We start from the raw sequence: 14909 nt of genomic DNA, 5'->3' as shown, positions 1-14909 counted from the left end.
CCGCACAGAACCCCGCACCGCAGGCGTCTCCGCCCGCGCACCCCCCGCATGCGAGGATCGAAGAGATCCACCTCACACACGTGCGTGAACAGGAGTGCGCGATGGCAACGAAGCCGCCCCAGGGTGATCCCGTCCAGGACGCGCCGAAGGTGGCCGAGCGGAAGCGGGCCGCCGCCGGGCTGCCCGCGATCGGTCACACCCTGCGCATGGCCCACCAGCAGATGGGTGTGAAGCGCACGGCCCTCACCCTGCTCAGCGTCAACCAGAAGGACGGCTTCGACTGCCCGGGCTGTGCCTGGCCCGAGCCGGAGCACCGGCACAAGGCGGAGTTCTGCGAGAACGGCGCCAAGGCGGTGGCCGAGGAGGCCACCCTCCGCCGGGTCACCCCCGAGTTCTTCGCCGCGCACCCCGTCTCCGACCTGGCCCGCCGCAGCGGCTACTGGCTGGGGCAGCAGGGCAGGCTGACCCACCCGATGTACCTGCCCGAGGGCGCCGACCACTACGAGCCGGTCAGCTGGGAGCGCGCCTTCGACATCGTCGCCGAGGAGCTGACCGCGCTGTCGTCCCCCGACGAGGCCGTCTTCTACACCTCGGGCCGCACCAGCAACGAGGCCGCGTTCCTCTACCAGCTCTTCGCCCGCAAGCTCGGCACCAACAACCTGCCCGACTGCTCCAACATGTGCCACGAGTCGTCCGGCTCGGCCCTGTCGGAGACGATCGGCGTCGGCAAGGGCAGCGTGCTCCTGGAGGACCTCCACCAGGCGGACCTCGTCGTCGTCGCCGGCCAGAACCCGGGCACCAACCACCCCCGCATGCTGTCCGCGCTGGAGAAGGCCAAGGCGAACGGCGCGCGCATAGTGAGCGTCAACCCGCTCCCCGAAGCGGGCCTGGAACGCTTCAAGAACCCGCAGACGCCCAAGGGCCTCACCACCGGCACCTCCCTGACCGACCTGTTCCTGCAGATCCGCATCGGCGGCGACCAGGCCCTGTTCCGTCTCCTCAACAAGCTGATCCTGGACACCCCGGGCGCCGTCGACGAGGAGTTCGTCCGCGCACACACCCACGGCTTCCACGCTTTCGCCGAGGCCGCCCGCGCCGCCGACTGGGACGAGACGCTCGCCGCGACCGGCCTGGCCCGCGAGGACGTCGAACGCTTCCTGCGCATGGTCCTGGACTCGGAGCGCATCGTCGTCTGCTGGGCGATGGGCCTCACCCAGCACAAGCACTCCGTGCCGATGATCCGCGAGATCGTCAACTTCCTGCTGCTGCGCGGCAACATCGGCCGCCCGGGCGCGGGTGTGTGCCCGGTGCGCGGCCACTCCAACGTGCAGGGCGACCGCACGATGGGCATCTTCGAGCGTCCCGCGCCCGCGTTCCTGGACGCCTTGGAGCGTGAGTTCGGCTTCGCGCCGCCCCGTGAGCACGGCTACGACGTGGTCCGGGCGATCCGCGCGCTGCGCGACGGCGAGGCGAAGGTGTTCTTCGCGATGGGCGGCAACTTCGTCTCCGCCTCCCCCGACACGGAGGTCACCGAGGCAGCGATGCGCCGGGCGCGGCTGACGGTGCACGTGTCGACGAAGCTGAACCGCTCGCACGCGGTGACGGGCGCGCGCGCCCTGATCCTGCCGACGCTGGGCCGCACCGAGCGCGATCTGCAGGCGGGCGGCGAGCAGTTCGTGACGGTGGAGGACTCCATGGGCATGGTGCACGCCTCGCGCGGGCGCCTGGAGCCGGCGAGCCCGCACCTGCTGTCGGAGCCGGCCATCGTGTGCCGGCTGGCCCGCCGCGTCCTCGGCGCGGAGGACGACGTGCCGTGGGAGGAGTTCGAGAAGGACTACGCGACGGTCCGCGACCGCATCGCGCGCGTGGTGCCCGGATTCGAGGACTTCAACGCGCGCGTGGCGCACCCAGGAGGCTTCGCGCTGCCGCACGCCCCGCGCGACGAGCGGCGCTTCCCCACCGCCACCGGCAAGGCCAACTTCACGGCGGCGCCGGTGGAGTACCCGCACCTGCCCGAGGGCCGGCTGCTGCTGCAGACGCTGCGCTCGCACGACCAGTACAACACCACGATCTACGGTCTGGACGACCGCTACCGGGGCATCAGGAACGGACGCCGCGTGGTGCTCGTCAACCCCGACGACGCCGAGGCGCTGAAGCTCGCGGACGGCTCCTACGTCGACCTGGTGAGCGAGTGGAAGGACGGTGTGGAGCGCAGGGCGCCCGGTTTCCGCGTCGTGCACTACCCGACGGCACGGGGCTGCGCCGCCGCGTACTACCCGGAGACCAACGTGCTGGTGCCGCTGGACGCCACCGCGGACGTCTCCAACACCCCGGCCAGCAAGTCGGTCGTGGTGCGTCTGGAACAATCGGCGACCGACTGAGCGTTCGCTCAGGGCACAGACGTACCGACGTACCGACGCACGATTGGAGCCGGGCCCATGGGAGAGCCGCAGCAGGTGAAGTTCCCGCAGGAGGTCATCGACGAGTACGCCGCGCTCGGTGTGGACCTCCAGGCGCTGTTCTCGGCGGGCCACCTCGGCACGCGGATGGGCGTGCAGATCACGGAGGCCTCGGCGGAGCGCGTCGTCGGGACGATGCCCGTGGAGGGCAACACCCAGCCCTACGGCCTGCTGCACGGCGGCGCGTCCGCCGTGCTGGCGGAGACGCTGGGCTCGGTCGGCTCGATGCTGCACGGCGGCGTGCACAAGATCGCGGTCGGCGTGGACCTCAACTGCACGCACCACCGCGGGGCCCGTTCCGGCCTGGTCACCGGCGTCGCCACCCCGGTGCACCGGGGCCGGTCCACGGCGACGTACGAGATCGTGATCACGGACGAGGCGGACAAGCGGGTGTGCACCGCCCGCCTGACCTGTCTGCTGCGGGACGTCCGCCCCGGCGACGCGGAGAAGGCGGCCGGCTGACTACGGGGGGGCGCGTAAGCCGCACGCCACAGAGCCGCGCCCCCCACGAAGCCGCACCCTTACCAAACCGCACTCCCACGAAGCCGCACCCTTACCAAAACCGCCCCCCCCCCCCCCCCCCCCACGAAGCCACACCCTCACCTCCACCCCCACCTCCCCGCACCGCGCCCGTCGCCGCCATTGCCCGCGGCCGACGGGCGCTCTAGCGTTCGGTGCCATGGGACGGGGCGGCTCCTCTCGCAGCGCCGGGGCGTTCTCGGCGCCCCTCCTGGCCGTGCTCGCGGCGGCGCTGACCGTGACCGGGTGCACGACGGACGACTCCGGCACCCGCGCTTCCGCACCCTCCCCCTCCACGGCCACCACCCCGTCCGCCAAGGCGACTTCGGACGTCGACCTGTGCGTGAGCATCGTCCGTCACTGGTCGCGCGAGGTGCTCGACGGCCGCGGGTACGGCGACTACCAGTCGATGGGGATGTCCGGCGGGCAGTACGACATCCTGCGTGAGGCCGTGGACGCGGCGCGCGCCGCCCGCCGTCAAGGGGCGCGAAACGTCGACATGTTGATAGAACGTCAGGCACGGGAGGGCTGCACCGCCTGGTACCGCTCCGGCGGCCCCGGAGAGGGGCCGTGGCGATGAGCGGGATCGGCCCGGTCGAACCGGACGGCGACACGCGCCCGTTGGACCCGCCGCCCCTCACCCCACGCCTCCGAGGCGGGCCTGCGATCCGCCTGCCGGGGCGTCACCGGAGAACCACGGCCGCCGCGTTCCTCGCCGTGGCCGTGCTCGCGGCCGGGACGCTCCTGTACCTCACCCGCCCCCGTCCCGCCCCTCCGCCCGAACCGCGGTTCCCGAGCCAGACGACGTCCTTCCGGTACCTGTACATGCAGGTCAGAGAGGCGAACGCGACTTTGCCAGAATTTGAATTCACAATACAAGCGCTTACGGAATCCGGGGCTCCGGTGACCGTCCTGAGCATTTCCCAGCCCTACGCCGGCCTGTCGCTGACCTCCGGACCGGCGACTCCTTTACGGGTGAAAGGTGACGGCTCCCGCAAGATCGTCATGACCGTCCGGGTGACGGAATGCGGAAAAGTGCCACGGAACGCCGGACTCCCTTTCCTGGACGTAACACTGCGTAACACGCGCGCAAAGGAGGCGCACAGCTACATCCTCGGCGCCCGGTACGCAAGGGACCTGTCCACGGCCCTGGAGGTGGCCTGCGGCAACGAATTTCGGTAATCAGCAAAACGCCTGATACACCTGAACCACCCCTGGCGGTTCCTGCGGTTTCTCACCATGCGGACAGGGCAAAACGGCGGGAATTCTGCTCTTCCCCCCACTCAGTACCGCTCTGCAATACGTCGTGTCATAACAAGAGCGTCACAGCCTTGGCCAGAGTCTCCTCCGCATTCCCCACACACGCTTAGAGTCACGGCCAGTCACCGCGGAGCCTGATTCTCACTCGGCCCAGCGCTCGACTCGGCCGTTTCCACGGGGAAGCGGCTGTCAGGGGAAAGGACTGGATCGTGCGTCAACGTTCGCTCATCGCCATCACCGCCGCCCTGGCGGCGGGTGCACTCACCCTCACCGCCTGCGGCTCCCGCGACGACAACGGCGGCGGCTCGGACTCGGGCAACGGTGACACCACCGTCGTCATCGGCGTCGACGCGCCGCTCACCGGCGACCTCTCCGCGCTCGGCCTCGGCATCAAGAACTCCGTGGACCTCGCCACGAAGATCGCCAACAAGGAGAAGCACGTCGAGGGCGTCACCTTCAAGATCGAGGCGCTCGACGACCAGGGCCAGGCCTCCGTGGGCCAGCAGAACGCCACCAAGCTCGTCGCCAACAAGGACGTGCTCGGCGTCGTCGGCCCGCTGAACTCCTCCGTCGGCGAGTCCATGCAGAAGGTCTTCGACTCCGCCAAGCTGGTCGAGGTCTCCCCGGCGAACACCAACCCCGCCCTGACCCAGGGCGTGAACTGGGCCAAGGAGAAGAAGCGGCCGTACAAGTCGTACTTCCGCACCGCGACCACGGACGCCATCCAGGGCCCGTTCGCCGCGCAGTACGTCTTCAACGAGGCCAAGAAGAAGAAGGTCTTCGTCATCGACGACAAGAAGACCTACGGCGCCGGTCTGGCCGCCACCTTCACCGAGGAGTTCAAGAAGCTCGGCGGCCAGGTGGTCGGCACCGAGCACATCAACCCGGAGAGCAAGGACTTCAGCGCCGTCGCCACCAAGGTGAAGAACTCCGGCGCCGACGTCGTCTACTACGGCGGCGAGTACCCGCAGGCCGGCCCGCTGAGCAAGCAGATCAAGGAAGCGGGCGCGAAGATCCCGCTGGTCGGCGGTGACGGCATCTACAGCGCCGACTTCATCAAGCTGTCCGGCACGGCCGGCGTCGGCGACCTCGCCACCTCCGTCGGCGCGCCCGTCGAGACGCTGCCGTCCGCCAAGGAGTTCGTCGCGAACTACAAGGCCGAGGGCTACAAGGAGGCCTACGAGGCCTACGGCGGCTACTCCTACGACTCCGCCTGGGCCATCATCGAGGCCGTCAAGAAGGTCATCGAGGACAACGACGGCAAGCTGCCGGACGACGCCCGCGCCAAGGTCGTCGACGCCATGCAGAACGTCTCCTTCGACGGTGTGACCGGCAAGGTCTCCTTCGACGAGTTCGGTGACGCCACCAACAAGCAGCTCACCGTCTACACCGTCAAGGGCGGCGACTGGGCCACCGTGAAGTCGGGCACCTTCACCGGCTGACCTCCCCCGCACCACTCACGCGAGCCGCGCGGGGCGCTGTTCCACTGGCGCCCCGCGCGGACTCGGTTCCGGCCCATCCGTCGAACATTCCGAAAGTCTCGGAGGACATGCGGTGAACGAACTGCCGCAGCAGCTGGTCAACGGCCTGCTACTGGGATCCATGTACGGCCTGGTCGCCATCGGCTACACAATGGTCTACGGCATTGTCCAGCTCATCAACTTCGCCCACGGCGAGATCTTCATGGTCGGCGCCTTCGGCGCCATCACCGTGCACCTGTACGTCTTGCCGGACGGCACCTCCATGTGGGTCGCGCTGCCGCTCATGCTGATAGGCGCCATGATCGCCTCGGTGCTGGTCGCCATCGGAGCGGAACGGTTCGCCTACCGCCCGCTGCGCGGCGCGCCCCGTCTGGCCCCGCTGATCACCGCCATCGGCCTCTCCCTCGCGCTCCAGCAGGCCGTGTGGGCCTTCTACCCGGAGGCGAAGTCCAAGCTGGCCTTCCCGCAGATCGAGGGCGGCCCCTTCTCCATCGGCGGCGCCACCATCCAGACCGGCGACATCTTCCTGATCGTCGCCGCCCCCCTCAGCATGGCGTTCCTCGCCTACTTCGTGATGCGGACCCGCACCGGCCGCGGCATGCAGGCCACCGCGCAGGACCCGGACACCGCGAAGCTGATGGGCGTCAACACCGACCGCATCATCGTGATCGCGTTCGCCCTCGGCGCCGTCTTCGCCGCCGTCGGCGGTGTCGCCAGCGGTCTGAAGTACGGCCAGATCGACTTCAAGATGGGCTTCATCCTCGGCCTCAAGGCCTTCACCGCCGCAGTGCTCGGTGGCATCGGCAACATCTACGGGGCCATGATCGGCGGTGTGGTCCTCGGCGTCGTCGAGACCCTGGCCACCGCCTACATCGCGGACATCCCCGGCCTGGACCAGTTCGGCAGCCAGTCCTGGGCCGAGGTCTGGGCCTTCATCCTCCTCATCCTCGTGCTCCTGTTCCGGCCGCAGGGCCTGCTCGGCGAGCGCGTCGCGGACAGGGCGTGACACCGATGACCACACAGACCACAGCGGCCAAGACCGTGGCCGCACCCGCCCCGAACACCCCCTCCGGGCTCATCGGCATCCCCGCGAACCTCGCGCGGGCCCTCGCCACCGGCGGCAGCGTCCTCGCCGTCGTCTCCACCTTCCTCGCCTGGACCTGGACGTCCGCCTACCCCGGCGACCTGACCTACTACGGCTACCCGGGCGGCCTCCAGGTGCTCGTCCTGGTCGGCGGCGCCCTCGCCACCCTGTTCTGCCTCGCCTCCTACGGCGTCAAGGGACTGGGCTGGCTCACTCCGGCCGGCGCCGACGCGGCCGTGAAGTACGCGGTGCTCGGCACCTTCGCCACCGCCTGGTACACCGTCGTCTCGATCAGCGCCGAACTCGGCGGGGTCGTCAACCTCGAGCCCGGCGGCTACCTCGTCGCCGCCGCCACGCTCATCGCCCTCATCGGTTCCCTGGCCCTCCCCTTCGAGCGGCCCGAACCCGACCCGATCGACCCCGAGGCGAGCGGCTGGGAGCAGTTCAAGCACGACGCCGCGCACGCCATGGCGGTGCTGCGGGCGGCCTTCTCCTCCGGCTCCCCGCGCCCCGTGCGCACCCTGCCGTCCTACGCCGAGATCCTGATCATCGTCGCCGTCCTGGCGGTCGGCCTGGTCGTCTTCACCTACGGCATCGGCACCGAGTACGACGAGCTGTTCGTCGGGTTCCTGATCACCGCCGGTTTCGGCTTCGCCGCGCTGAACCGCTCCGGTCTGATCGCCCACGCCTCCCAGATCAGCGCCCGCCACCAGAACATCACCGTGTGCGGCGCGTTCGTCGCGGCGGCGCTGTTCCCCTTCACCCAGACCGACGACCAGTACGCCACCCTCGGCGTCTACATCCTGATCTTCGCCACCGTCGCCCTGGGCCTGAACATCGTCGTCGGCCTCGCCGGCCTGCTCGACCTCGGCTACGTCGCCTTCCTCGGCGTCGGCGCCTACGCGGCCGCGCTGGTCTCCGGCTCGCCCAGCTCGCCGTTCGGCGTGCACTTCCCCTTCTGGGCCGCCGTCCTGGTCGGCGCGATCGCCTCGCTCGTCTTCGGTGTGCTGATCGGCGCGCCGACGCTGCGCCTGCGCGGCGACTACCTGGCCATCGTGACCCTCGGCTTCGGTGAGATCTTCCGTATCGCCGTGAACAACACCGACGGCACCTCGGGTCCGGACCTCACCAACGGCTCCAACGGCATCGCGTCCATCCCGGACCTGAACATCCTGGGCTTCGACCTGGGCGTCGCGCACGACATCGGCGGCTTCACCATCGGGCGGTTCGCGAACTACTTCTTCCTGATGCTGCTCATCACGGCCGTGGTCGTCCTCGTCTTCCGGCGCAGCGGCGACTCGCGCATCGGCCGTGCCTGGGTCGCCATCCGCGAGGACGAGACCGCCGCGCTCGCCATGGGCATCAACGGCTTCCGGGTGAAGCTCATCGCCTTCGCCGTGGGCGCCACCCTGGCCGGTCTCGCCGGCACGGTGCAGGCGCACGTGACGTACACCGTGACCCCCGAGCAGTACCTGTTCGCCGGCACCACCCCGCCCAACTCCGCCTTCCTGCTGGCCGCGGTCGTGCTCGGCGGCATGGGCACCATCGCCGGACCCCTCATCGGTGCGGCGCTGCTCTTCCTGATCCCCAACAAGCTCCAGTTCCTGGGCGACTACCAGCTCCTCGCGTTCGGGCTCGCACTCGTGCTGCTGATGCGCTTCCGTCCCGAGGGCCTCATCCCCAACCGGCGCCGCCAGCTGGAGTTCCACGAAGAGGCCGACGCGCCCACAGTCCTGAGCAAGACGGGGGCCTGACCACCATGACCACCGACACCATCACCAAGGACAGCGCCGCGGGCCCGCCCGACTCCGGCTCCGTCGTCCTCGACGCGCGCGGCGTCACCATGCGGTTCGGCGGCCTCACCGCCGTCCGCGACGTCGACCTCACCGTGCGCAGCGGCGAGATCGTCGGTCTGATCGGCCCCAACGGCGCCGGCAAGACCACGTTCTTCAACTGCCTGACCGGGCTGTACATCCCGACCGAGGGTGAGGTCCGCTACAAGGACAAGGTGCTGCCGCCCAAGTCCTTCAAGGTGACCGCCGCCGGCATCGCCCGCACGTTCCAGAACATCCGTCTGTTCGCCAACATGACGGTCCTGGAGAACGTACTCGTGGGCCGCCACACCCGCACCAAGGAAGGCTTCTGGTCGGCCGTCCTGCGCGGGCCCGGCTTCCACAAGGCCGAGGCCGCCTCCCGCGCCCGCGCCATGGAGCTGCTGGAGTTCGTCGGTCTCGCCGAGAAGGCCGACCAGCTCGCACGCAACCTCCCCTACGGCGAGCAGCGCAAGCTGGAGATCGCCCGCGCGCTCGCCAGCGAGCCGGGGCTGCTGCTCCTCGACGAGCCCACCGCGGGCATGAACCCCCAGGAGACCCGGGCGGCGGAGGAACTCATCTTCGCCATCCGCGACCAGGGCACCGCGGTCCTCGTCATCGAGCACGACATGCGGTTCATCTTCAACCTGTGCGACCGGGTCGCCGTGCTCGTGCAGGGCCAGAAGCTGATCGAGGGCGACCCGGCCACCGTCCAGGGCGACGAGCGGGTCATCGCCGCGTACATCGGCGAGCCGCTGGCGGACGACCCCGGCGCCGCCGAGGTCGCCGAGGTCGAGGCCGCGGAAGCGGCGGCCGAGGCGGCGGGCCGGCCCCAGTCGCCCGCCAGGACGGCCGGCGCCCCGGCGCCGGCGGCCGAGGCGGCCGAGGAGACGGCCGACGCGGACCCGCGGCCGGAGGCGACGGCCGATGCGGACGCGGAGGCCGGCGCCTCCGCGGACGCCGGGGCCACGGACGCCGAGACAGAAGCACAGGCGGAGGCGGAGGCCGAGGCCGCCACGGACGCCGCGCCCGGCAAGGAGAACGACCGATGACCGCACTCCTCGAGGTCGAGGACCTGAAAGTCGCCTACGGCAAGATCCAGGCCGTCAAGGGCATCTCGTTCAGCGTCGAGGCCGGCGAAGTGGTCACCCTGATCGGCACCAACGGCGCCGGCAAGACCACCACCCTGCGCACGCTGTCCGGGCTGCTGAAGCCGGTCGGCGGTCAGATCAAGTTCAACGGCAGGTCGCTGAAACGGGTCCCCGCCCACAAGATCGTCTCGCTGGGTCTCGCCCACTCCCCCGAGGGGCGGCACATCTTCCCGCGCATGACGATCGAGGACAACCTGCGCCTCGGCGCCTTCCTGCGCAGCGACAAGCAGGGCATCGAGCAGGACATCCGACGCGCCTACGACCTCTTCCCCATCCTCGGGGAACGCCGCAAGCAGGCCGCCGGAACGCTGTCCGGCGGTGAGCAGCAGATGCTCGCCATGGGCAGGGCCCTGATGTCCCGGCCGCAGCTGCTGATGCTCGACGAGCCCTCCATGGGCCTGTCGCCGATCATGATGCAGAAGATCATGGCGACCATCGCCGAGCTGAAGTCGCAGGGCACCACCATCCTGCTCGTCGAGCAGAACGCCCAGGCGGCCCTGTCGCTCGCCGACCACGGCCATGTGATGGAGGTCGGCAACATCGTCCTCTCCGGCACCGGCCGCGACCTGCTCCACGACGAGTCGGTCCGCAAGGCCTACCTCGGCGAGGACTGACGGCGGAAGCGGAAGGTCCGCACCCCGTGCTCGGGGTGCGGGCCTTCGTCGTCCGTGCGGCGGCGGGTCGTCAGCCGCCCTTCGCGGCCTTCTTCTCCTCGGCGTCGTCGATGACCGCCTGCGCGACCTGCTGCATCGACATGCGCCGGTCCATCGAGGTCTTCTGGATCCAGCGGAACGCGGCCGGCTCGCTGAGGCCGTACTGCGTCTGGAGCACCGACTTGGCGCGGTCCACCAGCTTGCGCGTCTCCAGACGCTGGCTGAGGTCGGCGACCTCGCGCTCCAGCTCCTTCAGTTCGGTGAACCGGGAGACCGCCATCTCGATCGCCGGCACCACGTCGCTCTTGCTGAACGGCTTGACCAGGTACGCCATGGCGCCCGCGTCACGGGCCCGCTCGACCAGGTCGCGCTGCGAGAAGGCGGTCAGCATCAGCACGGGGGCGATGGACTCCTCGGCGATCTTCTCGGCCGCGGAGATGCCGTCCAGCTTGGGCATCTTCACGTCGAGGATCACCAGGTCGGGGCGGTGCTCGCGCGCCAGCTCGACGGCCTGCTCACCGTCGCCGGCCTCGCCGACGACCGTGTACCCCTCCTCCTCGAGCATCTCTTTGAGATCGAGCCGGATCAATGCCTCGTCCTCGGCGATGACGACGCGGGTCGTCATCGGCGGCACGTGCGACTTGTCGTCGTCGGGCACGTCTGCGGGCTGGGGCGACTCGGGGGCGCTCAACGTGGGCTCCTTGGTGCGAGGCAGGCCGGTACTGCTGACAAGAGCGTACCCAGCTGCGGTAAGGTGGGGGCACGGCGGGTGACCGTCGACCTTCGTTTTGCAGGGCGCCCCGGTAGCCCAGCGGTAGAGGCAATGGTCTCAAACACCATCCAGCGTCGGTTCGAATCCGACCCGGGGTACTTTTCCTCAGAATCCAAGGTCACCATTTGCCAGCGGATGTCCACCTTTTCGGTGAACATCCGCTTCTTTGCGTATCGTCCGTCCGGCCGCGCTACCGAGGGCTGTCGTCCTCGCCGATGTGATGGACGCGGACCATGTTGGTGGAGCCGGAGACCCCGGGCGGGGATCCGGCGGTGATCACGACCGCGTCGCCCTTCGCGCAGCGCGCGTACCGCAGCAGCAGCTCGTCGACCTGGTCGACCATCGCGTCGGTGGACTCGACGTGCGGGCCGAGGAAGGTCTCCACGCCCCAGGACAGGCTGAGCTGGGAGCGGGTGGCCGGGTCCGGGGTGAAGGCGAGCAGCGGGATCGGCGAACGGTAGCGGGACAGGCGGCGGGCGGTGTCACCCGACTGCGTGAAGGCGACCAGGAACCGGGCGCCGAGGAAGTCGCCCATCTCCGCGGCAGCGCGGGCCACGGCGCCGCCCTGTGTGCGGGGCTTGTTGTGCTCGGTCAGCGGCGGCAGTCCGCGGGCGAGGATGTCCTCCTCGGCGGCCTCGACGATGCGGGCCATGGTGCGCACGGTCTCCACGGCGTGCTTGCCGACGCTCGTCTCGCCGGAGAGCATCACCGCGTCGGTGCCGTCGATGACGGCGTTGGCGACGTCGGACGCCTCGGCGCGGGTGGGCCGGGAGTTGTCGATCATCGAGTCGAGCATCTGGGTGGCGACGATGACCGGCTTGGCGTTGCGCCGGGCCAGCTTCACGGCGCGCTTCTGGACGATGGGCACCTGTTCCAGCGGCATCTCGACGCCCAGGTCGCCGCGGGCCACCATGATCCCGTCGAAGGCGGCGACGATCTCGTCGAGGGCCTCGACGGCCTGCGGCTTCTCGATCTTGGCGATGACGGGGAGCCTGCGGCCCTCCTCGTCCATGATCCGGTGGACGTCCCTGATGTCGCGTCCGCTGCGGACGAAGGAGAGGGCGACGACGTCGAAGCCGGTGCGCAGCGCCCAGCGCAGGTCGTCCTCGTCCTTCTTGGACAGGGCGGGCACGGAGACGGCGACGCCGGGGAGGTTGAGGCCCTTGTGGTCGGAGATCACCCCGCCCTCGACGACGGTGGTGTGCACGCGGGGGCCGTCGACGGCGGTGACCTCGAGGGTGACCCGGCCGTCGTCCACGAGGACGCGCTCGCCCGGGGTGACGTCCTCGGCGAGGCCGGCGTGGGTGGTGCCGCACAGGTGGCGGTCGCCCTCGACGCCGTCCTCGACGCTGATGGTGAAGGAGTCCCCGCGTTCAAGGAGTACGGGTCCTTCGGCGAAGCGGCCCAGGCGGATCTTCGGCCCCTGAAGGTCGGCGAGGAGTCCCACGCTGCGGCCGGTCTCGTCGGCGGCCTTGCGCACCCGTCGGTACCGCTCCTCGTGCTCGGCGTGCTCGCCGTGGCTGAGGTTGAAGCGGGCCACGTCCATTCCGGCGTCGACCAGGGCCTTGATCTGGTCGTACGCGTCCGTCGCGGGACCCAGGGTGCAGACGATTTTCGCTCGGCGCATGGTTCGACCCTAGGGCTTACCGGCGGGTAGCGATCTGGCGGCGCGTGACGACTCAACGGCGCGCGGGTGAAGGGGTATTGACAAGCGTTGAATATGTGCGCCGGGCCGCTCGGACGAGCGGCACCGGGAGCGGTCACCGGATCGAAACCTGTGAGGGGTGTTCCCGGTCGACGTGTTCAGGTCAGAATCGTCGGGCGAATCTACGCGCGTTGTGCGCCGTCGTCGTACAAGGAGAGCCTGATATGCCGTTCGACCGCCGGAAGTTCCTGAAGAAGTCCGCCGTCACGGGGGCGGGGGTGGCGCTGGCGGGTACGGTGGCCACCCCGGCGGCCGAGGCCGCTCCGCAGGCGGGACGGGGGAAGAAGCCGGTGAAGCGGTACGCACTGACCGTGATGGGCACCACGGACCTGCACGGTCACGTCTTCAACTGGGACTACTACAAGGACGCCGAGTACCAGGACCCGGCCGGCAACGCGCAGGGACTGGCCCGCGTGTCCACACTGGTGAACCGGATCCGCGAGGAGCGCGGCCGGGACAACACCCTGCTGCTGGACGCGGGCGACACCATCCAGGGCACCCCGCTGACGTACTACTACGCCAAGGTCGACCCGATCACCGCCGAGGGCGGTCCGGTGCACCCGATGGCGCAGGCGATGAACGCCATCGGGTACGACGCGGTGGCGCTCGGCAACCACGAGTTCAACTACGGCATCGAGACGCTGCGGAAGTTCGAGGAGCAGTGCGACTTCCCGCTGCTGGGCGCCAACGCGGTCGACGCGAAGACGCTCAAGCCCGCCTTCCCGCCCTATTTCATCAAGAAGTTCCACGTGAAGGGCGCGCCGCCGGTGAAGGTGGCGGTGCTGGGGCTGACCAACCCGGGCATCGCCATCTGGGACAAGGCCTACGTGCAGGGGAAGCTGACCTTCCCGGGCCTGGAGGAGCAGGCGGCGAAGTGGGTGCCGAAGCTGCGTTCGATGGGCGCGGACGTGGTCGTCGTGTCCGCGCACTCGGGCACGTCGGGCACCTCCTCGTACGGTGACCAGCTGCCGCACGTGGAGAACGCGGCGGCGAACGTGGCGCGGCAGGTGCCGGGCATCGACGCCATCCTGGTCGGCCACGCGCACGCGGAGATCGCCGAACTGCGGGTGACCAACGAGAAGACCGGCAAGGAGGTCGTGCTGTCGGAGCCGCTGTGCTACGCCGAGCGGCTGACCCTCTTCGACGTCGAGCTCACCTTCGAGCGGGGCCGCTGGCAGGTGGAGTCCGTGAAGGCGTCGCTGCGGGACGCGGCGACGGTCGAGGACGACCCCCGGATCACCCGTCTGCTGGGCGACGAGCACGCGCAGGTCGTGGCGTACGTCAACCAGGTCGTGGGCACGGCGACCGAGACGCTGACGACGGTGGAGGCGCGCTACAAGGACGCGCCGATCATCGACCTGATCAGCAAGGTGCAGGAGGACGTGGTCCGGGAGGCGCTCGCGGGCACGGAGTACGCCTCGCTGCCGGTGCTGTCGCAGGCCTCGCCGTTCTCCCGGACCAGCGAGATCCCGGCGGGCGACGTGACCATCCGGGACCTGTCGAGCCTCTACGTGTACGACAACACCCTCGTGGCGAAGCTGCTGACGGGCGCTCAGGTGCGCGCGTACCTGGAGTTCTCGGCGGAGTACTTCACGCAGACCGCGGCGGGCACGCCGGTGGACGTCGACAAGCTGACGAACGCGAACGGCCGCCCGGACTACAACTACGACTACGTGTCGGGCGTGACGTACGACATCGACATCGCCCAGCCGGCCGGGTCGCGCATCAAGAACCTGGCGTTCGACGGCGCCCCGGTGGACGACGCGCAGCAGTTCGTGTTCGCGGTGAACAACTACCGTGCCAACGGCGGCGGGGCGTTCCCGCACGTGGCGTCGGCGCCGGAGCTGTGGGCGGAGTCGACCGAGATCCGCACCCGGATCGCCGAGTGGGCGACGGCCAAGGGCGTCCTCGACCCGAAGGACTTCGCGTCGGAGGACTGGCGCCTCACCCGGGACGGCACGCCGGTGTTCTGACCGTCCCTCACACGATGCCCTCAGGGGGCGACGCCGGTTCC

At 69.8% G+C, this 14909-nt stretch carries 12 protein-coding genes and 1 tRNA gene; 11 read left to right on the top strand and 2 right to left on the bottom strand.

Annotated features, from left to right (window positions below; translation table 11 throughout):
- Positions 1–101 precede the first annotated feature (101 nt).
- From ACQZOG_RS08625 to ACQZOG_RS08585, 9 genes are all read left to right on the top strand, one after another.
- Positions 102–2381, top strand: a complete 2280-nt coding sequence (locus ACQZOG_RS08625; protein ID WP_391605798.1) for an FdhF/YdeP family oxidoreductase — start codon at positions 102–104, stop codon at positions 2379–2381.
- A 57-nt stretch (positions 2382–2438) separates the two neighbouring features.
- A complete protein-coding gene (locus ACQZOG_RS08620; RefSeq protein ID WP_037639034.1) occupies positions 2439–2921 on the top strand; it encodes a PaaI family thioesterase in 483 nt (160 codons plus the stop codon).
- A 217-nt stretch (positions 2922–3138) separates the two neighbouring features.
- Entirely contained in the window at positions 3139–3558 is a 420-nt protein-coding gene (locus tag ACQZOG_RS08615; RefSeq protein ID WP_230227584.1) for a hypothetical protein, read from the top strand.
- On the top strand, positions 3555–4160 hold the full coding sequence (locus ACQZOG_RS08610) for a Tat pathway signal sequence domain protein (protein WP_430741415.1): 606 nt from the start codon (positions 3555–3557) through the stop codon (positions 4158–4160). Before ACQZOG_RS08615 ends, ACQZOG_RS08610 begins: the two co-directional genes overlap by 4 nt.
- A 287-nt stretch (positions 4161–4447) precedes the next feature.
- A complete protein-coding gene (locus tag ACQZOG_RS08605) occupies positions 4448–5680 on the top strand; it encodes a branched-chain amino acid ABC transporter substrate-binding protein (protein WP_230227587.1) in 1233 nt (410 codons plus the stop codon).
- A 112-nt stretch (positions 5681–5792) separates the two neighbouring features.
- Entirely contained in the window at positions 5793–6725 is a 933-nt protein-coding gene (locus ACQZOG_RS08600) for a branched-chain amino acid ABC transporter permease (protein ID WP_033273069.1), read from the top strand.
- Positions 6726–6730: 5 nt separating this feature from the next.
- Positions 6731–8557 carry a branched-chain amino acid ABC transporter permease gene (locus ACQZOG_RS08595; protein ID WP_033273068.1) on the top strand — a complete coding sequence of 609 codons (1827 nt, stop codon included), beginning with the start codon at positions 6731–6733 and terminating at the stop codon, positions 8555–8557.
- Positions 8558–8562: 5 nt separating this feature from the next.
- Positions 8563–9666 carry an ABC transporter ATP-binding protein gene (locus ACQZOG_RS08590; protein WP_359568673.1) on the top strand — a complete coding sequence of 368 codons (1104 nt, stop codon included), beginning with the start codon at positions 8563–8565 and terminating at the stop codon, positions 9664–9666.
- A complete protein-coding gene (locus ACQZOG_RS08585) occupies positions 9663–10379 on the top strand; it encodes an ABC transporter ATP-binding protein (RefSeq protein WP_006135514.1) in 717 nt (238 codons plus the stop codon). Before ACQZOG_RS08590 ends, ACQZOG_RS08585 begins: the two co-directional genes overlap by 4 nt.
- A 70-nt stretch (positions 10380–10449) precedes the next feature.
- Here the strand turns inward: ACQZOG_RS08585 and ACQZOG_RS08580 are convergent, their stop codons facing one another.
- Complete coding sequence (locus ACQZOG_RS08580; RefSeq protein ID WP_033273066.1) at positions 10450–11109, bottom strand: ANTAR domain-containing response regulator; 660 nt, start codon at positions 11107–11109, stop codon at positions 10450–10452.
- A 106-nt stretch (positions 11110–11215) separates the two neighbouring features.
- Here ACQZOG_RS08580 and ACQZOG_RS08575 point away from each other — a divergent pair.
- A tRNA-Leu gene (locus tag ACQZOG_RS08575) sits at positions 11216–11288 on the top strand.
- Positions 11289–11380: 92 nt separating this feature from the next.
- On the opposite strand, the gene pyk is transcribed toward ACQZOG_RS08575, so the two are convergent.
- Complete coding sequence (gene pyk / locus ACQZOG_RS08570; RefSeq protein WP_033273065.1) at positions 11381–12817, bottom strand: pyruvate kinase; 1437 nt, start codon at positions 12815–12817, stop codon at positions 11381–11383.
- 242 nt (positions 12818–13059) lie between these two features.
- Between pyk and ACQZOG_RS08565 the strand changes: the two genes are divergently transcribed.
- Positions 13060–14868, top strand: coding sequence for a 5'-nucleotidase C-terminal domain-containing protein (locus ACQZOG_RS08565; RefSeq protein WP_033273064.1), 1809 nt, complete (start codon positions 13060–13062; stop codon positions 14866–14868).
- The last annotated feature ends 41 nt before the right edge of the window (positions 14869–14909 follow it).

Origin of the sequence: Streptomyces sp. P13-3-3, from assembly GCF_050571355.1 — a bacterium.
Taxonomy (GTDB): Bacteria; Actinomycetota; Actinomycetes; order Streptomycetales; family Streptomycetaceae; genus Streptomyces; species Streptomyces althioticus.
This window is presented reverse-complemented; position numbering and strand designations above follow the sequence as displayed.